Source organism: Allobosea sp. P5_A5 (assembly GCF_056400625.1).
In genome coordinates, this window is the sequence record NZ_JBFUKY010000002.1 from 318,729 (window position 1) to 343,128 (window position 24,400).

Annotated in this window: 23 protein-coding genes and 1 tRNA gene; 13 read left to right on the top strand and 11 right to left on the bottom strand. The window is 64.6% G+C overall.

Annotated elements, in window-relative coordinates; all coding sequences use genetic code 11:
* Nucleotides 1–94 precede the first annotated feature (94 nt).
* Nucleotides 95–3,442: a carbamoyl-phosphate synthase large subunit gene (gene carB / locus AC1DR6_RS05150; RefSeq protein WP_476828113.1), complete on the bottom strand. Its 3,348-nt coding sequence runs from the start codon at nucleotides 3,440–3,442 to the stop codon at nucleotides 95–97.
* 266 nt (nucleotides 3,443–3,708) lie between these two features.
* Here carB and AC1DR6_RS05155 point away from each other — a divergent pair, with 266 nt between their 5' ends.
* Nucleotides 3,709–4,113 (top strand): GtrA family protein, encoded by a 405-nt coding sequence (locus AC1DR6_RS05155; RefSeq protein ID WP_476828114.1) that lies wholly within the window; start codon nucleotides 3,709–3,711, stop codon nucleotides 4,111–4,113.
* Nucleotides 4,114–4,149: 36 nt separating this feature from the next.
* On the opposite strand, the gene AC1DR6_RS05160 is transcribed toward AC1DR6_RS05155, so the two are convergent.
* Nucleotides 4,150–4,857, bottom strand: coding sequence for a class I SAM-dependent methyltransferase (locus tag AC1DR6_RS05160; protein ID WP_476828115.1), 708 nt, complete (start codon nucleotides 4,855–4,857; stop codon nucleotides 4,150–4,152).
* A gap of 44 nt (nucleotides 4,858–4,901) precedes the next feature.
* The gene (locus tag AC1DR6_RS05165) at nucleotides 4,902–5,861 is read right to left on the bottom strand and encodes a DMT family transporter (RefSeq protein ID WP_476828116.1); all 960 of its coding nucleotides are present in this window, start codon (nucleotides 5,859–5,861) and stop codon (nucleotides 4,902–4,904) included.
* 87 nt (nucleotides 5,862–5,948) lie between these two features.
* Here AC1DR6_RS05165 and AC1DR6_RS05170 point away from each other — a divergent pair, with 87 nt between their 5' ends.
* Nucleotides 5,949–6,881: a LysR substrate-binding domain-containing protein gene (locus AC1DR6_RS05170; protein ID WP_476828117.1), complete on the top strand. Its 933-nt coding sequence runs from the start codon at nucleotides 5,949–5,951 to the stop codon at nucleotides 6,879–6,881.
* A gap of 90 nt (nucleotides 6,882–6,971) precedes the next feature.
* Here AC1DR6_RS05170 and carA read toward each other — a convergent pair whose 3' ends face one another.
* On the bottom strand, nucleotides 6,972–8,171 hold the full coding sequence (carA, locus tag AC1DR6_RS05175) for a glutamine-hydrolyzing carbamoyl-phosphate synthase small subunit (protein WP_476828118.1): 1,200 nt from the start codon (nucleotides 8,169–8,171) through the stop codon (nucleotides 6,972–6,974).
* A 156-nt stretch (nucleotides 8,172–8,327) separates the two neighbouring features.
* On the opposite strand from carA, the gene AC1DR6_RS05180 reads away from it, so the two are divergent.
* Nucleotides 8,328–8,789, top strand: a complete 462-nt coding sequence (locus AC1DR6_RS05180) for a GatB/YqeY domain-containing protein (protein ID WP_476828119.1) — start codon at nucleotides 8,328–8,330, stop codon at nucleotides 8,787–8,789.
* 123 nt (nucleotides 8,790–8,912) lie between these two features.
* Here AC1DR6_RS05180 and AC1DR6_RS05185 read toward each other — a convergent pair whose 3' ends face one another.
* Entirely contained in the window at nucleotides 8,913–9,302 is a 390-nt protein-coding gene (locus AC1DR6_RS05185) for a type II toxin-antitoxin system VapC family toxin (RefSeq protein WP_476828120.1), read from the bottom strand.
* A complete protein-coding gene (locus AC1DR6_RS05190) occupies nucleotides 9,299–9,574 on the bottom strand; it encodes a type II toxin-antitoxin system VapB family antitoxin (protein ID WP_476828121.1) in 276 nt (91 codons plus the stop codon). Before AC1DR6_RS05190 ends, AC1DR6_RS05185 begins: the two co-directional genes overlap by 4 nt.
* Nucleotides 9,575–9,697: 123 nt before the next feature.
* On the opposite strand from AC1DR6_RS05190, the gene dnaG reads away from it, so the two are divergent.
* Nucleotides 9,698–11,599, top strand: coding sequence for a DNA primase (gene dnaG, locus AC1DR6_RS05195; RefSeq protein ID WP_476828122.1), 1,902 nt, complete (start codon nucleotides 9,698–9,700; stop codon nucleotides 11,597–11,599).
* A 200-nt stretch (nucleotides 11,600–11,799) separates the two neighbouring features.
* On the top strand, nucleotides 11,800–13,812 hold the full coding sequence (rpoD, locus tag AC1DR6_RS05200; protein WP_476828123.1) for an RNA polymerase sigma factor RpoD: 2,013 nt from the start codon (nucleotides 11,800–11,802) through the stop codon (nucleotides 13,810–13,812).
* 33 nt (nucleotides 13,813–13,845) lie between these two features.
* Here the strand turns inward: rpoD and AC1DR6_RS05205 are convergent, their stop codons facing one another.
* Nucleotides 13,846–14,064: a DUF3072 domain-containing protein gene (locus tag AC1DR6_RS05205; RefSeq protein ID WP_476828124.1), complete on the bottom strand. Its 219-nt coding sequence runs from the start codon at nucleotides 14,062–14,064 to the stop codon at nucleotides 13,846–13,848.
* Nucleotides 14,065–14,207: 143 nt separating this feature from the next.
* Here AC1DR6_RS05205 and AC1DR6_RS05210 point away from each other — a divergent pair, with 143 nt between their 5' ends.
* The 8 genes from AC1DR6_RS05210 (at nucleotide 14,208) to AC1DR6_RS05245 (ending at nucleotide 21,007) form a co-directional block, all read left to right on the top strand.
* Complete coding sequence (locus AC1DR6_RS05210; RefSeq protein ID WP_476828125.1) at nucleotides 14,208–14,633, top strand: secondary thiamine-phosphate synthase enzyme YjbQ; 426 nt, start codon at nucleotides 14,208–14,210, stop codon at nucleotides 14,631–14,633.
* Between the two features lie 100 nt (nucleotides 14,634–14,733).
* Nucleotides 14,734–15,024, top strand: a complete 291-nt coding sequence (locus AC1DR6_RS05215) for an HlyU family transcriptional regulator (RefSeq protein ID WP_476828126.1) — start codon at nucleotides 14,734–14,736, stop codon at nucleotides 15,022–15,024.
* 258 nt (nucleotides 15,025–15,282) lie between these two features.
* On the top strand, nucleotides 15,283–15,843 hold the full coding sequence (locus AC1DR6_RS05220) for a type 1 glutamine amidotransferase domain-containing protein (RefSeq protein WP_476828127.1): 561 nt from the start codon (nucleotides 15,283–15,285) through the stop codon (nucleotides 15,841–15,843).
* A 330-nt stretch (nucleotides 15,844–16,173) separates the two neighbouring features.
* The gene (locus AC1DR6_RS05225; protein WP_476828128.1) at nucleotides 16,174–17,421 is read left to right on the top strand and encodes an MFS transporter; all 1,248 of its coding nucleotides are present in this window, start codon (nucleotides 16,174–16,176) and stop codon (nucleotides 17,419–17,421) included.
* Between the two features lie 73 nt (nucleotides 17,422–17,494).
* Nucleotides 17,495–17,917, top strand: coding sequence for an acyl-CoA thioesterase (locus tag AC1DR6_RS05230; RefSeq protein ID WP_476828129.1), 423 nt, complete (start codon nucleotides 17,495–17,497; stop codon nucleotides 17,915–17,917).
* Nucleotides 17,918–18,223: 306 nt separating this feature from the next.
* Nucleotides 18,224–20,629: a methyl-accepting chemotaxis protein gene (locus AC1DR6_RS05235; protein WP_476828130.1), complete on the top strand. Its 2,406-nt coding sequence runs from the start codon at nucleotides 18,224–18,226 to the stop codon at nucleotides 20,627–20,629.
* An 86-nt stretch (nucleotides 20,630–20,715) separates the two neighbouring features.
* Nucleotides 20,716–20,791: transfer RNA gene (locus AC1DR6_RS05240), tRNA-Ile, on the top strand.
* A gap of 87 nt (nucleotides 20,792–20,878) precedes the next feature.
* Nucleotides 20,879–21,007 carry a hypothetical protein gene (locus AC1DR6_RS05245; RefSeq protein ID WP_476828131.1) on the top strand — a complete coding sequence of 43 codons (129 nt, stop codon included), beginning with the start codon at nucleotides 20,879–20,881 and terminating at the stop codon, nucleotides 21,005–21,007.
* A gap of 93 nt (nucleotides 21,008–21,100) precedes the next feature.
* Here AC1DR6_RS05245 and AC1DR6_RS05250 read toward each other — a convergent pair whose 3' ends face one another.
* From AC1DR6_RS05250 to AC1DR6_RS05265, 4 genes are all read right to left on the bottom strand, one after another.
* Nucleotides 21,101–21,874, bottom strand: coding sequence for an amino acid ABC transporter ATP-binding protein (locus AC1DR6_RS05250; RefSeq protein WP_476828132.1), 774 nt, complete (start codon nucleotides 21,872–21,874; stop codon nucleotides 21,101–21,103).
* A gap of 139 nt (nucleotides 21,875–22,013) precedes the next feature.
* The gene (locus AC1DR6_RS05255; RefSeq protein WP_476828133.1) at nucleotides 22,014–22,853 is read right to left on the bottom strand and encodes a transporter substrate-binding domain-containing protein; all 840 of its coding nucleotides are present in this window, start codon (nucleotides 22,851–22,853) and stop codon (nucleotides 22,014–22,016) included.
* Between the two features lie 41 nt (nucleotides 22,854–22,894).
* Complete coding sequence (locus AC1DR6_RS05260) at nucleotides 22,895–23,545, bottom strand: amino acid ABC transporter permease (protein ID WP_476828134.1); 651 nt, start codon at nucleotides 23,543–23,545, stop codon at nucleotides 22,895–22,897.
* A 9-nt stretch (nucleotides 23,546–23,554) separates the two neighbouring features.
* Entirely contained in the window at nucleotides 23,555–24,223 is a 669-nt protein-coding gene (locus AC1DR6_RS05265; protein WP_476828135.1) for an amino acid ABC transporter permease, read from the bottom strand.
* Nucleotides 24,224–24,400: the final 177 nt, after the last annotated feature.

The following is a 24,400-nucleotide window of genomic DNA, read 5'->3' on the forward strand; positions in this document are numbered from 1 at the left end:
GTAAGCTTCGAAAGCGCGGGCCGCACCGGCCGCATCGGCCACCGGTGTTCCCGCGCTTCCATATCGACTTCGTAATACCGAGCCGCGCCTGAGATCAGGCGGCGTGCTCGAAGTAGGATTGCAGCGATCTAACCTCGAGATCGCCGCTGCAATAGGCCTTGATGCCCTCCGCAGCGGCAATCGCGCCTGCCAAAGTGGTATAATAGGGCACCTTGTGCAAGAGGGCCGCGCGTCGCAGCGAACGGGAATCTGTGAGCGCTTGCGGACCCTCGGTGGTGTTGAAGATCAGCTGGATTTCGCCGTTCTTGATCGCGTCGACGACATGGGGCCGGCCTTCCAGCACCTTGTTGATACGACCGACGTCGATGCCCTCGTTCTGAAGCAGGCGCAGCGTGCCGCCCGTTGCGAGAATTCGGAATCCGAGGCCGGCGAGCATGCGCACCGATTCGACGATGCGCGGCTTGTCGTCGTCGCGAACCGAGACGAAAACGGTTCCCTTGACCGGGACCTTTGAGCCAGCGCCAAGCTGGCTCTTCGCAAAGGCGACGTCGAAGGACCGATCGAGGCCGATGACCTCGCCGGTCGAGCGCATTTCGGGCCCGAGCAGCACGTCCACGCCGGGGAAGCGCGCGAAGGGAAACACCGCCTCCTTGACGCCGACATGGTCGAGCTTCTCGGGCTTGAGGCCGAAGCTCGCCAGGCTTTCGCCGGCCATGATGCGCGCTGCGATCTTCGCGATCGGCTTGCCGATGACCTTGGCGACGAAGGGCACGGTGCGCGATGCGCGCGGGTTGACCTCGAGAACGTAGATCTCACCGGCCTTGATCGCATATTGCACGTTCATCAGCCCGCCCACATCGAGCGCGAGCGCCATCGCCTTGGTCTGGCGCTCCAGTTCGGCGAGGATTTCGGGCGACAGCGAGCGCGGCGGCAGCGAGCAGGCGGAATCGCCGGAATGGATTCCGGCCTCCTCGATATGCTCCATGATGCCGGCGATGAAGGCATCCTTGCCGTCGGCGAGGCAGTCGACATCGACCTCGATGGCATCCGACAGATAGCGGTCGAACAGCAGCGGGTTCTTGCCGAGCACCGTATTGATCTGGCCAGTCTTGTCGTTCGGGTATTTGGCCTTGACGTCGGAGGGGATCAGCGAGGGCAGGGTGCCGAGCAGATAGTCCTCGAACATGGCCTCGTCGCGGATGATCGCCATGGCGCGCCCGCCGAGCACGTAGGATGGCCGGACCACGAAAGGCAGCCCAAGCTCGCCGGCGATCATGCGCGACTGTTCGACCGAATAGGCGATGCCGTTCTTCGGCTGTTTGAGATGCAGCTTGTCGAGCAGGCGCTTGAAGCGGTCGCGGTCCTCGGCGAGGTCGATCATGTCGGGCGAGGTGCCGAGAATCGGGATGCCGGCCTCTTCCAGCGCATTGGCGAGCTTCAGCGGAGTCTGGCCTCCGAACTGGACGATGACGCCGTGCAGCGTGCCGGCCTGCTTCTCGGTTTCGAGAATTTCGAGCACGTCTTCCTCCGTCAGCGGCTCGAAATAGAGCCTGTCGGAGGTGTCGTAGTCGGTCGAGACCGTCTCGGGATTGCAGTTGACCATGATGGTCTCGTAGCCCGCATCCTTCAGCGCGTAGCACGCGTGGCAGCAGCAGTAATCGAATTCGATGCCCTGCCCGATGCGGTTCGGGCCGCCGCCGAGAATGACGACCTTCTTCCTGTCGGACGGATGGGCCTCGTCAGCCGGCTTGCCGGCGAAGGGCATGGCGTAGGTCGAGTACATATAGGCGGTCGGCGAGGCGAACTCGGCCGCGCAGGTGTCGATGCGCTTGTAGACCGGGCGCACGTCGAGGGAGCGGCGAAGCTCGCGGACTTCAGCCTCGCTCTTGCTGGAGACGGCGGCGAGGCGCTTGTCGGAGAAACCCATCGCCTTGATCTGGCGGAAGGCGCCGGGCGTCTGCGGCAGGCCGAATTTCCGGACCTTCTCCTCGGTCTCGACGATGCCGCGCATCTGAGCGAGGAACCAGGGGTCGATCTTGCAGCTTTCGTGGATCTGCTCGTCGGTGAAACCCAGCCGCATCGCCTGCGCGACATGCAGAATCCGGTCCGGCGTCGGCACCGAGATCGCGGCTTTCACCGCATTGCGGTCGTCGCCCAGGCCCAGGCCCTCAATCTCGATCTCATCGAGACCGTCGAGCCCGGTTTCCAGCGAGCGCAGCGCTTTCTGCAGCGATTCCTGGAAAGTGCGGCCGATGGCCATGGCTTCGCCGACCGACTTCATCGCGGTGGTCAGTGTCGGCTCGGCGCCGGGAAACTTCTCGAACGCAAAGCGCGGAATCTTGGTGACGACGTAGTCGATCGTCGGCTCGAAGGAGGCCGGCGTCGCGCCGCCGGTGATGTCGTTTTCGATCTCGTCCAGCGTGTAACCGACCGCGAGGCGAGCCGCGACCTTGGCGATCGGGAAACCGGTGGCCTTGGAGGCCAGCGCCGAGGAGCGCGAGACGCGCGGGTTCATCTCGATGACGATCATGCGGCCGGTGGCCGGGTCGATCGCGAATTGAACGTTGGAGCCGCCGGTCTCGACGCCGATTTCGCGCAAAACCGCCAGCGAGGCGTCTCGCATGATCTGGTATTCCTTGTCGGTCAGCGTCAGCGCCGGGGCGACCGTGATCGAATCGCCGGTGTGCACGCCCATCGGATCGAAGTTCTCGATCGAGCAGACGATGATGCAGTTGTCCTTTTTGTCGCGGACGACCTCCATCTCGTATTCCTTCCAGCCCAGCACGCTCTCCTCGATGAGAACTTCGCTGGTGGGGGAGGCGTCGATGCCGCGCTCGACGATGTCGATGAATTCGCCCTTGTTGTAGGCGATGCCGCCGCCGGTGCCGCCCATGGTGAAAGACGGGCGGATGATCGCCGGCAGGCCGATATCCTCGAGCGCATCGAGCGCCTGGCCGAGCGTCTTGATGTGGTGCGAGCGGGGCGTGTCGAGGCCGATCTTGGTCATCGCCTCGCGGAAGAGCTCGCGATCCTCGGCCTTGTCGATCGCCTCGGCCGTGGCGCCGATCATCTCGACGCCGAACTTCTCCAGCACGCTGATCTTGCTGCCGTCCGGCTGGAGAATCGTTTTCTTGTTGAGCGAGAGCGCGCAGTTCAGCGCGGTCTGGCCGCCCATCGTCGGCAGCAGAGCGTCGGGCCGCTCCTTCTCGATGATCTTGGCGACGATCTCGGGCGTGATTGGCTCGACATAGGTCGCGTCGGCAAGCTCCGGATCGGTCATGATCGTCGCCGGGTTCGAGTTGACCAGGACGATGCGGTATCCCTCGGCCTTCAAGGTCTTGCAGGCCTGGGTGCCGGAATAGTCGAACTCGCAAGCCTGGCCGATGATGATGGGGCCGGCGCCGATGATCAGGATGGACTTGATGTCTGTGCGCTTTGGCATGATCTCGACCGGTCTAGAGCGTGCGCGCGCAAGACCGGTCCGATCGGGCGAGCGGAGGCCTGGCGGGCGTCTGACTGTATGCTAGGCGCTCGCTATAGATGGGCAAAGCTGTTGGGGAAAGGGAAAAGCGCGGTTTGTCCCCCTTCGCGACGTGCATAACCTGCACTCGGCGCTGCGCCGATGAGAGCAGGCCGGCTTCAAGCCACGGTCAGATCACTCTCAAGGAAGCGGTAGGCGTCGCGGTGGCGCCTCGGCTATAGAGCGCCATGCCGTTTCGCCGCTATCCGCGCCAGTCCCGCCAGCTCCTGATCTACGGTTTTGCCGGCGGGCTGACGGCCGTCGCGCATTATGGGGTGCTGGTCGGGCTCGTCGAGCTCGCCCGGCTCGATCCCGTGCCGGCGACGCTTGCGGGGTTCGTGGTCGGCGCTGTGGTGTCCTACACCCTGAACCGCTGGATGACCTTCGAGGCGACGCGCAGCCATGCCGAAGCTGGATGGCGCTTCGCTGTCATCGCTGCCGGTGGGTTCGCGCTCACCGGCGTGCTGATGCATCTGTTCGTGACGCGGCTCGGCCTGCCTTACCTGCCGATGCAGTTTGTGACGACGGGAATCGTGATGGTGTTCTCGTTTGTCGGCCACAAATTCTTCAGCTTCGCCGATCGCGCCGCGTAAACCGTTTTGGCAAATCGGGTTCGTCTGCGCCCTGTTTCAGGTCGCGACGGCTGCCGACGGGTTCGTCGCCTTGAATGTCATCCGGTGCGGATTATGCCCGAAATTGGCATCGCGGCGGACATCGGCAAAGCCGGCCTCCCGCATCAAGGCGATGGCGTCCTCGGCCGGGTACGTCGCCAGCCCGTATTGCGCGCGCAGCTTGCGATAATCCGAAAAGGCGGTGCGCACGAGCCCGGCCAGAGCGGCTGTGAGAAAGCCGCCGCGCCAGGCGAAACCGAGGAGCTGGGTCGCGTCCGTAAGCGGGCTGACATCGGGCGGAATCACATCGGCCAGCACCAGCGCGCCGCCCGGCTTCAGCTTCTCGCGCCAGGTCACGAGCAAGGCCTTCAGCTCATCGCGCGAAAGGTACTGGACGAGCGAATTGGCGATGACGAGGTCGAGCGTCGCTTCCGGAAGCGCCTCCACCTCCTCAGGCGAAACGGCGGCGATCTTGTCGGTGCGGCCGAACCGGCCGCGCAGCTTTTCGCGCACGTTCGGCGCGGCCTCGCAGAGATAAAGCCTGCCGCAGGCTGCGGCGATGCGTGCGGCGTCCAGGGCTTCGCCGCAGCCATGGTCGAGCACGACAGCGTCCGTAGAGGGGATATGGCGGATCAGGTCGGTCGCGATCTGGCGGTAATGGAGGGCCTTGTGGCGCGCCGAGACATAAATGGCGTGCTCGCCGTTCCAGAAATCTCGCCAGGACATGCTTCGCCTTCACCCCTCGCGGCCAAGCGGCCTCGGCCCGTGCCTTATCGACTAACCGTAGAGGGCGGGCTGACGCAACCGGGTGACACTGGAGCGGCCTTACGCTTCAGGTTGACCACCGCGACGCCGGCCAGCGCCATGATGCCGCCGATCAGGCCGTAAAGCGTCGGCATCTCGCCTAGCCAGAGGAAGCCGATCAGCATCGCCATCGGCGGCACGGCATATTGGAAGTTCGAGGCGCGCGCCGCCGGCAGGCGCGAGAGCGTGATCGCCCAGGTGCCGTAGGCGATGAGGCTGGGCACCGCCGCGAGATAGACCACGGACCAGAAGGACGCCGCCGGTGCGCTTGGGACCTGCGTGAGGGCGCCGGGCAGGAACGGCAGCAGGACGAAGCCGCCGATCGCCATGTTCCAGGCTGCGACATGAAGCGGCTTGTAGCGGGCGAAGAGCGGCTTTTGCACGACGGTGGCGATGGCGTTGCAGAAGGCTGCGCCGAGGATCAGCAGGACGCTTGTGCCGATCTCGACATCGAGCCCCTTGCCGAGCGCGATGACGCCGATACCGGCGAAGGACAAGGCTGTGCCGAGCCAGGCCGTGAGGCTGAAGCGCTCGCCGAGGATCATCATGGCGAGCACGGCCGTCATGATCGGGTTGGTGTTGATGATGAAGGCGGCGGGCCCCGCCGGCACGACCCGCTGGCCAAAATTCAACAGGAGCGCATAGGCCGCGATGAAGATCACGCCACCGACGAGGAAGCGCCAGACATCGGCTCTTGCCGGCAGTCTTGCCCGGGTCGCGATCAGGAACAGCGCTGCCGGCAGGCCGGCGAGCGCAAAGCGCAGCGCCGCCATTTCGGCTGGGCCGAAGCCAGCAAGGCCCGCCCGGATCGCCGGGAAGGAGGAGGCCCAGGCGAGAACGGTGAAGGGAACGGTGAAGAACAGGATCAGATCGGGCCGTGAGGTGCCGGCGCTGCTCGGTCCGTCAGTGCAGGAGGTTTGTGACATGGCGGTTCTCCGCGACGCAAAGGTTGTCCCGATAGACGCTTCGCCGAGCTGATTGACAAATGATCAATTCGCGCATGAGCTGTGACCATGGATCACAGCGAAGCCCTGCCTCCTTTGGAAACGTTGCGCGCCTTTGAGGCTGCGGCACGCTCCGGCAGCTTCTCGGCGGCTGCCGAGGCGTTGAACCTGACGCATGGTGCGATCAGCCGGCAGGTCGCCAAGCTGGAGCACTGGCTCGGCTATCGCGTGTTCCTGCGTCAAGCGCGCGGGGTTTCGCCGACGCCGGAAGGCCAGCGCCTTCTTGCCCGCACGCAGGAGGCTTTCGCGCTGATCGCCGACACCTCGGAACGCTGGCGGGAAGGGCGCGGCGGTTCGGTGGTGCGCGTCAGCGCTCCGCCTTCCGTCTGCGCGCTGTGGCTCATGCCGCGCCTCGAGCGGCTGGAAACCGGCGATCCCGCCTTGCGCCTTGTGATGCAGGTCGAGCATCGCAAGGTCGATTTCGAGGAGGAGGGCATCGATCTCGGCATCCGCTGCGGAAGCGGCGGCGCACCGGGCCGGCTTTCGCTCAAGCTGTTTGACGAGCGCTGTTTTCCGATCGCTGCACCGGCTCTTGCCGGCGTCATCGGAGAGGGCCCGCCCGAACGGTTACTGGCACATCCGCTGATCCATGATTCCGATGCCGCCGGCTGGAAAGCCTGGTTCGCCGCGCAGGGGCTGGATTATCGCCCACGCCCACAGGACAGGCGCTTCGAGGACTACAATCTCGTGCTCGATGCTGCGGCACATGGCCTTGGCATCGCGCTGGCGCGTCCGCCCTTGGCCGCCGGTCAGCTTGAATCTGGCCGGATCGTGCGTGTGGATGGGCGCGAGGCGCCAAACCCGGTGTCCTATTGGCTGGACCGCCCCTTGGGGGCGCTGCGATCCTCCGCCGCCGTGCTGGTGCAGCGGATCGGGCAAGAAGCGGGCGTGGCGCAAGGCGAAGTCGAGCAGTTTACGAGGCAGCACGCGCGGGCGGCGTAAGGCGTCTCGTCATTCTTGCCGCACGCTGTCGGCGATGCGCCGCGGGCGATGATGAAAGCTTCGGCGAGGCCGGGCCGTGAAAGCGGGCGTTCAGCCTCGCTTCCCGTTTTCCATCAACTCGACGAAGCGGGTGAACAGGTAATGGCTGTCCTGCGGGCCGGGAGATGCTTCCGGGTGGTGCTGGACGCTGAAGGCCGGGCGGTCGGTCAGGGCGATACCGCTGTTGCTGCCATCGAAAAGCGAGACGTGGGTCTCGATGGCATTGGCGGGCAGGCTCGCCGGATCGACCGCGAAACCATGGTTCATCGAGACGATCTCGACCTTGCCCGTGGTCTTGTCCTGCACCGGATGGTTGGCGCCGTGGTGGCCCTGCTTCATCTTCATGGTTCGGCCGCCGATCGCGAGCGCCATCATCTGGTGGCCGAGGCAGATGCCGAAAGTCGGCACCTTGCTGTCGAGCAGCTGCTTGATCACCGGCACCGCATATTCGCCGGTCGCGGCCGGGTCGCCCGGGCCGTTGGACAGGAAGATACCGTCCGGCTTCAGGGACAGGATGTCTTCGGCGGTCGCTGTCGAGGGCACGACGGTGACGTCACAACCGGCCTTGGCGAGAAGGCGCAGGATGTTGCGCTTCACGCCGTAATCGACTGCGACGACCTTATACTTGGCAGCCTCGCGCTTTCCGTAGCCGGCCGGCCAGACCCAGGGCGTCTCGTCCCAGTCGTAGCGCTGGGAGGCGGTCACCAGCGGCACGAGGTCGAGACCGGCCATCGAGGGGAGCTTCGCCGCTTCGAGCTTCAGCCGCTCGATGTCGAAGACGCCGTCTGGGCTGTGGGCCAGGATCGCGTTCGGCATGCCGTTGTCGCGGATCAGCGCAGTCAGCGCGCGGGTGTCGACGCCGCAGATGCCGACGATGTTGCGGGCCTTCAGCCAGGCGTCGAAATGCTTGGCCGAGCGCCAGTTCGACGGTTCCGTGATGGCGGTGTGGAGGACGCAGCCGCGCACGCCCGAGGAGGCAGCGGCATTGATCGTCTCGGTATCCTCCTCGTTCACGCCGACATTGCCGACATGCGGGAAGGTGAAGGTGATGATCTGGCCGGCATAGGACGGGTCGGTCAGGATTTCCTGATAGCCGGTCATCGCCGTGTTGAAGCAGACCTCGCCGGGCGCCTCGCCGACGGCGCCAAGGCCGAAGCCTTCCAGCACCGTGCCGTCCGCGAGCACCAGCAGCGCCGTCGCGCGCGGTTCGGTCCAGCCGGTTTCGACGGGGTTTCCTTCGTGAGCGGTCATGTCTATGTCTCGGTCCAGGCCGCGCGAACGGCAGTCAAGCGGTGGCGGAGCTTCGCGAAATCCGCGCCGCCTGTCTGGAACGCGAGCCTTAAAGAGGCCGGCCCAGCCCGTCAATCGAAGCTGGTGCAGGCCATACACAAGAAAAAGGAACGACAGATGACGAGCCTGCGCGAGCGCTTCCCCGCCGATATGAAAGAAGCGATGAAGGCCGGCGAGAAGACGAAGGTCGCGGCGATCCGTCTGATCAGCGCGGCGCTGAAGGACAAGGACATCGAGGCGCGCGGCGCCGGCAAGGGTGAGGCGACGCCCGACGAGATCCTCGGCGTGCTGCAGAAGATGATCAAACAGCGCCAGGAATCGATCGCGATCTACGATGCCAATAACCGCCCGGAGCTGGCGGATGGCGAGCGGGCCGAAGTTGCGGTGATCTCCGGCTATCTGCCGCAGCAGATGTCGGACGAAGAGGTCAAGGCCGCGATCGACAAGGCCATCACCGAGACCGGCGCTGCGGGCGTCAAGGATATGGGCAAGGTCATCGGCGTGCTGCGGGGAGCCTATGCCGGGCAGATGGATTTCGGCAAAGCCAGCCCGATGGTGAAAACGGCGCTGGGCGGGTGAGGATGCAGCGGGCGGGCTAGAGCATTTCCGCGTTTCTCCAAATCGCGTAGGTGCTCTAGCTGTTTGGGATGCCGCATTTTCTTTACGCGAACCGGTGTCCACTTCGCTCGAAAATGCTCAAGATCAGGCCCGCTCGATATCCGTCTGTGAAAAATCTTCGCCTTTGTAGAGCAAGGGCCAACCTCGCGACTTCGCCAACGCATAGGCGGCGCAATCGCCCATGTTGAGTCGGGCGGGATGCCGGCCTTTGCCATAGCGGCCATAGGCGTCGAAGGCGAGATCGGAGAGCGGCTCGTCGAAGGGGATGATTTCGATGCCGTAATCGGCGATGAAATCATCGACCGCTGTGCTAGGCAGTCCCTTCGTGAAGGTCAGGACGAGGCGAGCTTCAAGGAGATTGACGGCCGTCATTTGCCTCTGTCGCGAGGTCTGGATGAGATCGACAAAGGCGAGGCGCTCAGCCTCACCCGTCAAGCATGCGACGACAGCTGATGTATCGATGGCGAGATTCACCAGAAGCCGTTTTCGTCATAGCCGATTGCGTCATCCATCTCCTGCTTCGTCATCGATTTATCAGCCGGCTTGATGTCGTATTTCTTGTAGAGCGCATCCAGCCTGCGCCTGCCTTCCGCCACGCGGCGCGCCTTCTCCTCCTCGGACAATTCGTCCTTGTCGAGTTCGCTCCTGACGGCGTGCCGCACCGCTTCGGTCAGGCTGGAGCCCCGGCGGCGCGCGAGCAGGCGCACAGCCTCCTCGGTTTCGCGATCCTTGATATTGAGCGCCATCGCTTTCTTCCTTTTCAGCGTTTTTCTTTACCACGGGACGGGCCCTGTGGATATGGCTGCTAACCGGCCGGCGCAGCGGCAGGGCGCTTGGCAAGTGGCGGCCAAAGGCTCAGATAGAGCCATATGAAGTTTCCCCCGTCCGTCCTTGAGGAGATCAAGGCGCGGCTGCCGGTCTCGGCGGTCGTGGGCAAGCGCGTGCGCCTGCAGAAGTCGGGGCGCGAGTGGAAGGGGCTCTCGCCGTTCAACGCCGAGAAGACGCCCTCCTTCTTCGTCAACGACCAGAAGGCCTCGTTCTTCGATTTCTCGTCGGGCAAGAATGGCGACATCTTCAAATTCGTGATGGAGACCGAAGGGCTCTCCTTCCCTGAGGCGGTCGAAAAGCTGGCGGGCGAGGCCGGCGTCATCCTGCCCAAGATCAGCCAGGAGGCGCAGGTCCAGGAGGAGCGGCGCAAAGGGCTGCACGAGGTCGTGGAGCTCGCGGCCCAGTTCTTCGAGGCGCAGCTGATGGGCGAGCGCGGCGGGGCGGCCCGGCGCTATCTCTCGACGCGCGGGCTCGACGGCGAAGCGCGCACGCGCTTTCGCATCGGTTACGGGCCGGCCGACCGGTTTGTGCTGCGCGACCACCTGGCGGGAAAGGGCGTCCCGGCCGAGCTGATGATGGAGGCGGGCCTCCTGGTGCATGGCGAGGAGATCGCCGTGCCCTATGACCGCTTCCGCGATCGCATCATGTTCCCGATCCATGATGTGCGCGGGCGCGTCGTCGCCTTCGGAGGGCGCGCGATGAGCGCCGAGGTTTCGGCGAAGTACCTGAACTCGCCGGAAACGCCGCTCTTCCACAAGGGCTCGCTGCTGTTCAACCATCACAATGCCCGCAAGGCGGCGCACGACACGAGCCAGGTCATCGTGGTCGAGGGCTATGTCGACGTCATCGCGATGTCGCTGTCCGGTTATCCGCAGACCGTGGCGCCGCTCGGCACCGCGCTGACGGAGGATCAGCTTGGCCTGCTTTGGCGCATGGCGGATGAACCGGTGATCTGCCTCGACGGCGACAAGGCCGGCCGCAAGGCCGCCAGCCGCGCGATCGACCTCGCCTTGCCGATGCTGGAGCCTGGCAAGTCGCTGTCCTTCGCTCTGCTGCCCGAGGGGCAGGACCCCGACGATCTCGCGCGCTCCGGCGGTCGGCAGGCGATCGCCGAGGTGCTGGGGGCCGCGCGGCCGCTCGCCGACATGTTGTGGCAGCGCGAGGTCGAGGCCGGGCCCATGGACACGCCGGAGCGCCGGGCCGCGTTCGAACGGCGTCTGAAGGAGCCGCTGGGACAAATCCGCGACGAGGCGACGCGCCGGCACTATCGCCGCGAGATGGACGAGCGGTTGGCGCGGCTTTTCGCCAGCGCCGCGCCGGCACGGCAGGAGCGGGGAGGCGCAAACGCTTTTCAGCGCGGCCGAAACGGTTTTTCCGGGGCCCAGCGCGGAGGCAGCTTTCGGCAGGTTCCGCCTTGGCTCGCAGGTCCCTTGCGGGCGTCGAGTGCGCTGACGCAGTCGCGAATGATCGCCCGGGTGCGCGGCGAGGATCAGCGCGAGGCCTTCATCCTGCTGGGGCTGGCGAGCCACCCCGACCTGATCTTGCGCTGCGTCGACGATATTTCCGAGCTGTCGCTGGACGGGTCGGCAGCGGAGCGCTTCCGGCAGGCTCTGCTCGACGCGGTCGATGAAACGCTCGATCGCGAGCGCCTTTCGGAGCGGCTGGCGCAGCCGCGCGTGCGGGAGGCTTACGGCCAGTTGCTGGCGGTAACCGGGCCGGCAGAGCGCCTGAAGCTGATGCAAGATGCTGATCCTGAATCGGTTTTCGACTCGATTCATCAGGCCATCGTCTTGCATCAGCGCGCGCGGACGCTAAATAGCGAGTTGCGAGCAGCTGAGCGTGCACTGGCTGACGACGCGACCGAAGCCAATTTTGCCTGGATCAAGGACATCAAGGCCCGCCTCGAGACGATCGAGGGCATCGAGGCCATGTCCGAGGATTGAACGCCGGGTCTTGGTGGTCGTTGCCGGTCGCTGTGCGCGAAGTGTCGGATGGTTCACGATTCGTCAACGACGTTGCGTGCCATCTGGGGTCGAATGATTTGGGTGGGTGAGCGCGCCGAAGCCTTCGGTCGCGCCACCCTTTTATGCGTCGGTATATGGCTCGCGGTCCATAAGCCGGCGCAGGAGCGGAGCGCTGATTGATGGCGACGAAAGCGAGCGAACGGGAAAAGACCGATCAGGTCCCGCCGGATGCCCCCCCGACGACTGACGGTCCCCTGCTCGATCTGACGGATCAGGCCGTCAGGCGAATGATCAAGCTCGCTAAGAAGCGCGGCTATGTCACCTATGACGAACTGAATGAAGTGCTGCCTTCCGAAGAGTTCTCCTCGGAACAGATCGAAGACGTCCTCGGGCAGCTCAGCGAGCAGGGCATCAATGTCGTCGATAACGAGGACCCGGAGGCGGCCCGCGAGGACCGTGCCAGCCGCAAGGAAGGTGCCGGCGACGAGGACGAGCCCGAAGGCGGTGAATTGACCGAGGCCACGCGTTCGGCCTTGCCTGTCGAGACCAAGCGCAACCTCGAGCCGACCGAACGCACCGACGATCCGGTGCGGATGTATCTGCGCGAGATGGGCTCGGTCGAGCTTCTGTCCCGCGAAGGCGAAATCGCCATCGCCAAGCGCATCGAGGCCGGCCGCGAGGCGATGATCGCCGGGCTCTGCGAGAGCCCGCTGACCTTCCAGGCCATCATTATCTGGCGTGACGAGCTGGTGGAGGGCAAGGTCCTCCTGCGCGACATCATCGATCTCGAAGCGACCTATGCCGGTCCCGACAGCAAGAATCCGGAGGCCGTTCCCGGTGCCGAGGGCGAGGAGCCCGAGGTTGCGGCGGAGACGTCGGAGGGGGAAGCCCCTGCGGACATGGACGACGACGACATGGAGAACAACGTGTCGCTCGCGGCCATGGAGGCCGAGATCAAGCCGCGCGTGCTTGAAACCTTCAATGCGATCGCCGACGACTACAAGAAGCTGCGCCGCCTGCAGGATCAGGATATCGCCAACCGGCTGGAGAACACCAAGCTCTCGCCGTCGCAGGACCGCAAATACAAGAAGCTGAAAGACGACATCATCACCGCGGTGAAGTCGCTTTCGCTGAACAACAACCGTATCGAGGCGCTGGTCGAGCAGCTCTACGACATCAACAAGCGCCTGATTGGCCACGAGACTCGCCTGCTGCGCCTGGCCGAGAGCTATGGCGTCGGCCGCGAGGACTTCCTGAAGCAGCATGTCGGCGGCGAACTCGACCCGAAATGGGTCCTGCGCGTCTCCAAGCTCGGCTCGCGCGGCTGGAAGGAATTCGTCGGCTCGGAGCTGGAGCGCATCAAGCAACTGCGCGAAGAGGTGCACACGCTCGCCTCCGAGACGGGCCTGGAAATCCAGGAATTCCGCAAGATCGTGATGATGGTGCAGAAGGGCGAGCGCGAAGCCCGGCAGGCGAAGAAGGAGATGATCGAGGCCAATCTGCGCCTCGTGATCTCGATCGCCAAGAAATACACCAACCGCGGCCTGCAGTTCCTCGACCTGATTCAGGAAGGCAATATCGGCCTGATGAAGGCGGTCGACAAGTTCGAGTATCGCCGGGGCTACAAGTTCTCGACCTACGCGACCTGGTGGATCCGGCAGGCGATCACCCGTTCGATCGCCGACCAGGCCCGCACGATCCGCATCCCCGTCCACATGATCGAGACGATCAACAAGATCGTGCGGACCTCGCGCCAGATGCTGCACGAAATCGGCCGCGAGCCGACCCCGGAGGAGCTGGCCGAGAAGCTCGCCATGCCGCTGGAGAAGGTACGCAAGGTCCTGAAGATCGCCAAGGAGCCGATCTCGCTCGAAACGCCGATCGGCGACGAGGAGGATTCGCATCTCGGCGACTTCATCGAGGACAAGAATGCGATCCTGCCGATCGATGCGGCGATCCAGTCCAACCTGCGCGAGACGACCACGCGGGTGCTGGCCTCGCTGACGCCACGCGAGGAGCGCGTGCTGCGCATGCGCTTCGGCATCGGCATGAACACCGACCATACGTTGGAAGAAGTGGGCCAGCAGTTCAGCGTGACCCGCGAGCGCATCCGCCAGATCGAGGCGAAGGCGCTGCGGAAGCTGAAGCATCCGAGCCGCTCGCGGAAGCTCAGGAGCTTCCTGGACAATTGAGACAAAAGGGGCGCCGTGGCGCCCCTTTTCGCATTACGCGATCGCCGTCTTGAGTTCGTCGATCCGCCGCGATGCCTCGGCCTTCGACAGGTCGTCGGCATACATCTCCGGCTGCTTGGCCTGCTCGCTCAAGGTCTTGAGATAAGAGGTCTGGGCTCCGGTCATCGGGTCGTCGCCCGACGTCCACTGCTCTGGATCCTTGACGGTGTTGCCGGATGGGTTGGGGTCGTTTTTGGGATCGGGATTGCTCATAATGCGTCCTGTTCTGTGTTTGTTCTATTGGAAGACGCTGCTTGACGTCGCTAGGTTCCATCCGGTCGAGCCCCGGGATCGGCAACTAGGCGGCTGGGTTTCGAGCGCTGTCGAAGCGTCGCGTATGAAACGAGGCTGATGCGATGTCCGATCAAACCATTCTGACGTTGGAGACCCGCGGCCCCGGACTTCACGAGTTTACCGAGCGGGTCCTGGCGTTCGTCGCCAAAGCGGGGCGGGCGACAGGATTGCTGACGGTCTTCGTCCGCCACACCTCCTGTTCGCTGCTGATCCAGGAGAATGCCGACCCTGACGTTCAGCGCGATCTCGACGGCTTTTTTCGCCGGCTGGTGCCGCCGTCGGACGATCCGGCGATGGATTATCTCGTCCATCGCGAGGAGGGGCCCGACGATATGCCGGCCCATATCAAGGCGGCCCTGACGCCGGTGTCCCTGTCGATCCCGGTCATGGCAGGGCGGCTGGCGCTCGGGACCTGGCAAGGAATCTATTTGTTCGAGCATCGCAGCCGCCCGCACCGGCGCGAGGTCGTCCTGCATCTGTCGGCGTGAGCCTAAACGCTTGGCAGGACCGGCGCCCGCGACTACGTCTCGGTTTCAATGATCCTATCGGCCGCTTTCAAGGCCGTGAACAGGCCGGAGGAGTGCCGCGATGTCCTTCCTGAAATCTCTGTTCGGCGGCGGTCGCAAGCCGGCCGAGGACAAGTCCGCCGGCCCGGTCAAAAGCATCGAGCATAACGGCTTCACCATCCACGCGACGCCTTACAAGGAAGAGGGCGGTTATCAGCTTTGTGGCGTGATCGAGAAAGCGATCGATGGCGAAACCAAGAGCCATCGTTTCATTCGCGCCGACCGTTTCCCCGGTGAAGACGAGGCGGCGAACTTCACGCTGACCAAGGGCCAGCAGATCGTCGATACGGAAGGCGAGCGGATCTTCCGTTGAGGCCCATCAGATTCTCAGAGACCGTGTGAACATGGAGCCCTCATCCTGAGGAGCGCTTCACAGACGCGCGTCTCGAAGGATGGTCAGGCTCGGGACCTTCCTGGGGCATCCTCCGAGACGCCGCGTTCTGCGGCTCCTCAGGATGAGCGCTGGCGGTATTCTCGACCGGGCTCCCGTCTTCGCGACCTTTTGTCCGGGAACGCTTCCTGCCGTGCATCGTTTCCTGAACAGACCCCCACAATAGTTCAGGAGAATGCCATGAGCGATCTGGCCGGAAAGAAAATTGCGATTCTCGCCACCAACGGCTTCGAGCAATCCGAACTCGATGTGCCGCTCGCCGGGCTGAAGAAGGCCGGTGCGATGGTCGAGATCGTGTCGCCCGAGCAGGGCGAGATCAAGGGCTGGGACAAGAAGGATTGGGGTCGGCCGGTCAAGGTCGACCGCGCTCTCGATCAGGCTCGCGCCGACGATTACGATGCGATCGTGCTGCCGGGCGGCCAGATGAACCCCGACACGCTGCGTGGCAACGACAAGGCGCTGGCGCTGATCAAAAGCTTCTTCGAGCAGGGCAAGGTCGTCGCGGCCGTCTGCCATGCGCCATGGCTGCTGATCGACACCGGCATCGCCAAGGGTCGTAAGATGACCTCCTACAACACCATCAAGCAGGACCTGATCAATGCGGGCGCTCACTGGGAAGACAGCGAGGTGGTGACCGACAAGGGCGTCGTCACGTCGCGCAATCCCGACGATCTGCCGGCCTTCGTCGCCAAGATTATCGAAGAGGTGAACGAAGGCCGCCACGAGCGCCGCGCCGCCTGAATCCGCTAGGCCGTTTGGCCTTTGAAGCCGCAGCCTCCGGGCTGCGGCTTTTCTTTGCCGGGAGAACCGCGCGGTCATCCCGGGCGACCGGAGGGAGACCCGGGATCCATTCCGGAACCTCCCCCCGGCAAGCGCTCCGGAATGGATCCCGCATGTCCGCTGCGCTGCGTCCGGGATGACCCCTGTTCGTTCTGGCATCTCAATAACGTTTTTCCACACGGTGATGCTGCCATCGGTGACGCATTCCAGTCCTGTGTGAGCAGCATTTGTGGGACCGCCGCCACCTGTTAATCCTCGGCACGAAGGCCGCCAGCCGGCTGTCGAGGAAACATGGCCCGCATCGACGATACGGCGCGTTACGCGCCTGATTCCCGCTACGCCTGGATGCGGCTCGCGCTGGCGCTGGTCATCGGCACCGTCGCCTGCGTCGGCTCGTGGTCTGTCGTAGTGGTGCTGCCTGCCATGCAGGGCGAGTTCGAGACGCTGCGGTCGGGCGCCTCGCTGCCCTATACCTTCGCAATGATCGGCTTCGGCGTCGGCAATATCGTGATGGGCCGTGTCGCGGATCGCTACGGCATCATGGTCCCGGTGATCGCCGGCGCTTTTCTGCTGGCTGCCGGGTATTCCGCCGCCGGCCTGTCGCATTCGCTCTGGCAGTTCGCGATCGCGCATGGGCTGCTGATCGGCGTCGGCAGCGCGGCCGGGTTTTCGCCCTTGATCTCCGATCTGTCGCACTGGTTCCGGCGGCATCGCGGGCTGGCCGTCGTCTGCGGTGCGTCGGGCAGCTATCTGGCCGGTGTGGTCTGGCCGCAGGTCATCACCTGGGGGCTGGCTCATTACGGCTGGCGCGCGACCCATTTCGGCATCGCCATCGTGGCACTGGCGGTGATGCTGCCGCTCGCGCCGTTCTTCCGCCGCCAGCCGGCCTCGGCCGCGCTGGCCTCGGCCGAGATCAGCAGTGCCGGCGCCCGCAACGATCTGGGCCTAAGCGCCAACGCGCTGCAGGTTCTGCTCTGCCTGGCCGGTTTCGCCTGCTGCGTCGCGATGGCGATGCCGCAGGTGCATATCGTCGCCTATTGCGGCGATCTCGGTTACGGCGTCGCGCGCGGTGCCGAGATGCTCTCACTGATGATGGGGCTCGGCATCGTCAGCCGCATCGGCTCCGGCTTCATCGCAGACCGCATCGGCGGCACGGCGACGCTGGCGCTGGGGTCGCTGATGCAAGGCGTGGCGCTGTTTCTCTACCTGTGGTTCGACGGGCTATCGTCGCTCTACGTCGTCAGCGGGCTGTTCGGCCTGTTCCAGGGCGGCATCGTGCCGATGTATGCGATCGTCATCCGGGAATACATGCCAGCCCGGCAGGCCGGCATGCGGATCGGACTGGTGATGTCGGTCACGGTGCTCGGCATGGCGACGGGCGGATATCTCTCCGGCGTCATCTTCGATTATTTCGGCTCCTACCGCGTCGCTTTCCTCAACGGTCTCGCCTGGAACCTCGTCAATCTCAGCATCGTCTGCTGGCTGCTGTCGAGGACGCGGCCGCGTTCCGTGCCAGTCGAGGGCGCTGCCAGCGCTTGACCGACGCCAAGGCGCTTGCGCGGCGCCAAAGCCACGACCATCATCGCTGTCCGATTGCCAATTGAGGTCGACGATGAGCCTTGCCGAAGCCGCCGCCGCCGAGCACCCGCGCGGTGAACTCACCGTGCGCACCATCGCCATGCCGAGCGACACCAATTCCAATGGTGACATCTTCGGCGGCTGGGTGATGTCGCGCATGGACCAGGCAGGCGGCATCGCCGGTGTCGATTGTGCGCAAGGACGCGTCGTCACGGTTGCGGTCGAGGCGATGACCTTCATCCACCCGGTGAAGGTCGGCGACGTGCTGAGCGTCTATACGGAGATCGAATCGATTGGCCGGACCTCGATGCGTATCCATATCGAGGCCTGGGCCAAGCGCTTCCGCACCACCCTGCACGAGAAGGTCACCGACGCGACCTTCACCTTCGTCGCCATCGACGAGGACGGCCGGCCTCGCCCGGTGCCGCGCGATACCGATACGCCGCTCGCTGTCTGACCGACGCCAAACCCTAACGGAACGTCACCGGTACAGTCCGCAGGGTGATTCAAAAGAATCCAGTTTTTAAACGTTCCTTAAGCGCGGATAGGCCATTTTTCCCATGACGAGCCGGGTGAATCCGGCCGGGGGAAGACCTTCCATGTCCGTTCGACTCTGCACGCGGTCGCGACCGCCCGGCTGGCCTGCCGGGAGGCTGCGGATTCGCGTGAGCCTGTCGCGGATGGGCTGCCAGTCGCCCCCGGCGCGTTCCATCGCCCCTCGCTGAATTGCTCTTCTCGCGTTGCGTTTTCCGGAGCCGACTTCATGACGAAAACCAAGCCCGCGCGTGAGCGCAAGCCGACACGGATCGGCATCGCGGCCCGGATTTATGCGGCGCTGGGCACGCTGACCGCGCTCACCATCGTTTCCACGGGCGTGGCCTGGCTGTCCTATCAGCGGGTCGAGTCGACGGTGGACGATCTCGTCAACCAGAAGATGCCGGTGGTGCAGCTTGCGCTCGAGCTGTCCCAGGCCGCGACGCAGTCGACGGCGCTGGCGGCGCGCTTCAGCGAAGTCGCCTCCGTCCAGCAACGGTCCGCGCTGACCGGCGACCTCGACAAGGCCGAGTGGCAGCAGATGGACCTGATGCGCAAGATCTTCGAGCAGAGCAAGGTCGACCAGACGAAGACGCAAAAGGCAATCGACGTTTTGGCCCGGCAGATCAACGAGATCGACAACCTCACCGGCGACCGGCTGCGCAACGCGGCCGATCAGGTCGTCGCACTCACCAACCTGACGAAGGCGCGCGATGCCTTCAGCGGCATCGCCGATTTCGAGACGGCCGATGCCCAGTTCAATCTCAAGATGGGCATCTCCAGCTCCAGCCAGGTCACCAGCGACCAGGTCGAGGCGACCATCAACCAGATCATCGACAAGGACCTGGCGCTGGTGTCGGCGCTGCAGTCCATGCAGCTCCAGGCCAGCGAGCTTGTCGGCCTGCTGCGCGAGATTTCCCAGGTCGACAACACGGCGCGGTTCGGGCAGCTCAAGACGCAGCTCACCGCCAACATCAAACGGCTGATGGCGCTGTTGGCGGATGCCGACGGCCTTCGCCAGAATGCCGAACGGACCAAGGCGATCCAGGGGATCATCAATCTGAGCGCCGATCGCAACGGCGTCGTCGTCATCCGCGAGCGGGAACTCGAGACCCGTGCCGCGATGGAAAAGGGGCTTGAGCAGACGCGGGCTGCTGCCGCTGCCGTGCGCAGCGCCGTCGACGAACTCGTCACCGCATCGCGCACTGGTGCCGCGGCCGCTAGCGCCTCCAGCAGCGCCATGATCGAGCAGAACAAGATGTGGCTCGGCGGGATCGGGGCGGGATCGCTCCTCATCGCGCTGGCGCTGGCGCTGTTCTATGTCCGTCCGATGATCGTCGGCCGGCTCAACCGGCTCTGGGGCGCGACCCGTGCGATCGCTGATGGGGCGCTCGAAACCGCCGTCGACACGAAGGGCAATGACGAGATCTCCGACATCTCGAAGAGCGTCCTGCTGTTCCGCGATAACGCCGTGGCGCTGCGCGCCGCCGAGGCCGCGAAGGTCGAGGACGAGCAGAAGGCACAAGAGCAGCGTCGCGAGATGATGCGCGAACTCGGCGAGGCGTTCGGCGTCGTCGTCGCAGCCGCCGCAGCCGGCGACTTCAGCCAGCGTGTCGCGGCGCAGTTCGCCGACGAGGAGCTGAATGCGCTGGCCGGCTCGGTCAACGCGCTTCTGGAGACGGTTCAGACCGGCCTTTCGGAAACCTGCGACGTGCTGGCCGAACTCTCCGCCGGCCACCTCTCGACCCGCATCGAGGGGATTTATCAGGGTGCCTTCGCCGAATTGAAGGACGGCACGAATGCGCTGGCCGAAGAATTCGAGAGCACCTTGGCCCGCCTGTCAGAAACCGTCTCCGCCGTGCGGAGCGCGACGAGCGAGATCCTCGACGGCGTGACCGACCTCGCGGAGCGTACCAGCGAGGAGAGCAACGCCGTCTCGATGGCGACCAACCAGCTCGGCGCCTTCGCGGGAACGGTCAAGAAGACCGCGACCGAGGCCGCCCAGGCGACCGGCATGGCGCAGAGCGCCGAAGAGCGGGCCCAGCGCGGCGAAAAGGTCGTGGCCTCGGCGCTCGAAGCCATGCAGCGCATCCGCCAGTCCTCCAGCAAGATTTCCGAGGTCATCGCGATGATCGACGAAATCGCCTTCCAGACCAACCTGCTGGCACTGAACGCGGCAGTGGAAGCGGCCCGCGCCGGCGATGCCGGCAAGGGCTTCGCGGTGGTCGCGACCGAAGTCCGAAGCCTCGCAAAGCGCTCGGCGGACGCCTCCAACGACGTCAAGAAGCTCGTTGAAGCCGCCCATGGCGACGTCAAGGTCGGCGTCGGTTTGGTCGAGGAAACCTCGGCCATGTTCGGCGCGATCGTCGGCTCGGTGAACGAGCTGACTGGGCTGATGAACGGCATTTCGCAGACGGCTCGCAGCCAGGCCAGCGACGTCTCGGCGATCAACACTGAGATCGACGGCATCGGCACCATGGCGCATCAGAACGCGGCGCTGGTGGAGGAGACCAATGCGGCGCTGGCCTTGACCGACGAGCAGACCCGCGCCCTGACCGAACACATCGCGCGCTTCCAGTTCCGCGAAGGGCACGCTTCCCACGGTGAGGCCGACCGGCTCGCCCGTGCTGCCTGACGACGGTTACCTCCGCACCATCAAACCGACCCCGCGGCTGGTGCCGCGGGGTTTTTCTTTTGCCCGCGATGCTGTAGGCGAAATGCGGGCCGGTAGCTCAATGGTTAGAGCTCGCTGCTCATAACAGCGCCGGTGCCGGTTCGAGTCCGGCCCGGCCCACCATTCCCGATCAGAACCGCGAACCGGTCCGCCGCCGGCGGCGTGGTTGCGCAAGTCTTTGTCGAAGTTCTCGTTTTCCCGATAACGCCATTGCGCACTGCCTCGTCGGACGTGTCGGTCACCTATCGTGCGCAGACACAGCAGGCCGTGAAGGTTACCCTGTCGGTCAACGGCCTCTCGGACGAGCTGACCGCCTTGGACACGGACATGAAGAACTGAGGGCGGGCTTACCTTCGTCTTCGGGAGCGCGCGGCAGAGTTTGAGGGCGAGTTACCGGTCGCGAACAGCAGTACTGTTAGGAGCCGCAGCGCGTTAAGCGTGGTGCAGGATCTGGCCGAGGAACTTGCGGGTCCGCTCGCTCGTCGGTGCGGAGAAGAACTGATCCGGCGGCGCCATTTCGACGATCTCGCCGGCGTCCATGAAAATCACGCGATCGGCGACCTTGCGGGCGAAGCCCATCTCATGGGTCACGCAGATCATGGTCATGCCGCTCTCGGCCAGCTCGACCATGGTGTCGAGGACCTCGCTGACCATCTCGGGGTCGAGCGCCGATGTCGGCTCGTCGAAGAGCATGATCTTGGGATTCATGCAGAGCGAGCGGGCGATGGCGACGCGCTGCTGCTGCCCGCCGGAGAGCTGGACCGGATACTTGTTGGCCTGTTCCGGGATATGGACGCGCTCCAGGATCTTGTGGGCGGTCGCCTCGGCCTCCGCCTTTGCGATGCCGCGCACTTTCATGGGCGCGAGGATGCAGTTCTCGAGCGCTGTCAGGTGCGGGAACAGGTTGAAGCTCTGGAAGACCATGCCGATCTCGCGACGGATGTCCTCGATGCCCTTGAGCTTGGCATGGACCAGGGTGCCATCGATGAAGATTTCACCCTTCTGGTGTTCCTCGAGCTGATTCAGGCAACGGATCAGCGTCGATTTGCCCGAGCCGGAGGGGCCGCAGATGACGATGCGCTCGCCGCGCGAGACGGTGAGGTCGATGTCGCGCAGCACATGGAAGTCGCCGTAGAACTTGTCGACGTGGCGCATCCGGATGATCGCATCGCCGGTCCTGGGCTCGGTAGGGGCGCTGCCAGCCATCTGAAAACCATCGTGTACGGGAGTGGAAGCCGCACCCGGCCAAGGCCGGATGCGCGTGTTTCAGCGGGACCATATGCGATCCCCGAAGCCTGCCGCTCCGCCCTGCCTCAGGCGCGGGGGGAACGGGCTGGGCTTGGGATCACCACTTGTCGGTGGTGAACTTCGGCATCGGCGGCAGCTTGGTAAGCGGCGTGCCGAACCACTTCTGGTTGATCTTCGAGAGCTCGCCGTTGGCCTCGACCTCGCCAATGAACTTATCTGCATATTCGGCGAGGACCGTGTCAGCCTTGCGGAAAGCCATGCCGTTGGCCTGCTCCTTCAGCGTGATCTTCGGCTCGATGTTGAGCTGCGGATAGTCCTTGCTGATCTGGGCGAGCACGATGTTGCTCGCGCCGATGGCCTGGACCTGGCCCGAGATCAACGCCTGCAGGGTGGTGGCGTCGTCATCATAGCGCTTCAGCGGTGTGCCCTGCGGGGCGACGGCGCTGATCGCGATGTCCTGCGTCGAGGCACGCGCCACGCTGATCGTCACGGTCTTCAGGTCGTCGGGCGTCTTGATCGCCATGTTCTTGGGCGCGAGCACGTAGATCGTCATGGCGCTGTAGGGGTTGGAGAACAGCACCTGCTTCTGGCGCTCCGGGGTGATGCCGAAGGTGGCGATCAGCAGGTCGACCTTGTTGGTCAGCAGATAGGGGATGCGGTTGGGGCCCGTGACTGGCACGAGCTCGAGCTTGACGCCGAGCGACTTGGCGAAAAGCGCCGCCACATCGGCGTCGTACCCGGCGGGCTGCTGGTTGGAATCGGTGCCGCCGAAGGGCGGATAGTCGGTCAGCAGGCCAACCTTCAGCACGCCGTTCTTCTTGATCTCGTCGGGCGTGGCGGCCTTGGCCGGGGCGATGGTACCGAGCGAAGCGGCGGCGAGGCCGGCGAAGACCAGCGCGCCGAAGCCGCGCCGGCAGATGGACTTGAACAGGGACATGGACGTTCTCCTCTTGAACAGACGACGTTGCGTGACCGCGCTCAGCGCGCGGCGATCAGGAGCTTTTGCTCCATTCTCTTGCTGTAGGCCGAAAGCGGCCTGCAGACGACGTAGTAGACCAGCGCGACCAGCGCGAAGATCGTGAAGGGCCGGAAGGCGGCGTTGTTGATGATCTGCCCGGCCCGGGCCAGCTCCACGAAACCAATGATGGAGGCCAGAGAGGTGCCCTTGATGAGCTGGACGAGGAAGCCGATGGTCGGCGGGATCGCAATCTTGACCGCCTGCGGCGCGATGACCAGCACCATCTTCGGCCAATAGCGCAGGCCGAGCGAGGTCGCCGCCTCCCACTGCCCGCGTGGCACCACCTCGATGGCACCGCGCCAGATCTCGCCGAGGAAGGCGCTGGCATGAAGCGACAGCCCTAGCGCCGCCGCGGCCCAGGGGTCCACCGACCAGCCGAACAGACCTGGCACGAAGAACGCCAGGAAGAGCTGCATCAGCAGTGGCGTGCCCTGGAAGATTTTGATGTAGCCGATCGCCAGGAAGCGCAGCCACTTGTATTCGCTGGTGCGGGCGATCGCCACGAGGACGCCGCCGATCGCTCCGCCGACAAAGGCCGCGAGCGAGAGCAGCAAGGTCCAGCGGACCGCCAGAACGATGTAGATGAGATCGCCCGATGTGAGTGCGCGCATGTCTCGTCCTCAGCGGGTTGGCTTGCGCAGGAAGGTGCGCTCGATGCCGGCGAAGACCGTCCAGAAAAGGATCGACAGGCCGAGATACATGCACGTCACGACGAGATAGACCTCGAAGCTGCGGAAGGTGCGCGACTGGATGTCGCCGGCCACCGCCGTCAGTTCGCTCGCCGCGATCGCCGAGCAGACGCTGGTGTTCAGCATCAGCAGGATGAACTGGCTGGTCAGCGAGGGATAGATCGCCTGGATCGCGGGCTTGAGGATGATGTAGCGAAAGATCTGGAGCGGGCGCATGCCGAGCGACTTGCCCGCTTCGATCTGCCCCTTCTGGATGCTCTCGATGCCGGCGCGAATGATCTCGATGCCATAGGCGCCGACATTGACGACGAGCGCCAGCAGCGCCGCGCCATTGGAGGAAAACTTCAGGCCAAGCGACGGCAGGCCGAAATAGATCATGAAGATCTGGATCAGGAACGGCGTGTTGCGGATCAGCTCGATGTACTCGTCGATGATCCAGACCAGCCATTTAGGCCCGGATGTCTTGGCCAACGCGCCGGCGACCGAGACCACCATGCCGATGGCCATCGCCAGCGCCGAAATCACCAGCGAATTGAGCAGTCCCTGCAACAACTCGGGCCAGGCCGCGAAGACGTCGGCGAAATCGAATTCATAGCTCATGCAGGCCGCCCGTCACGGGCGGAGAAAGCCGAACCGCTTCCATGTGCCTTCTCCATCCGTTCCTCCAGGCCGGCCGAGCGCCGGCTTCTTCGCCGCGGCGCCGAGCATCGCTACAATCGCGGAATCAGCAAGCCGCGATCGACGTTGATTACCGCTCCCGTCGCATAGGCGAACTGC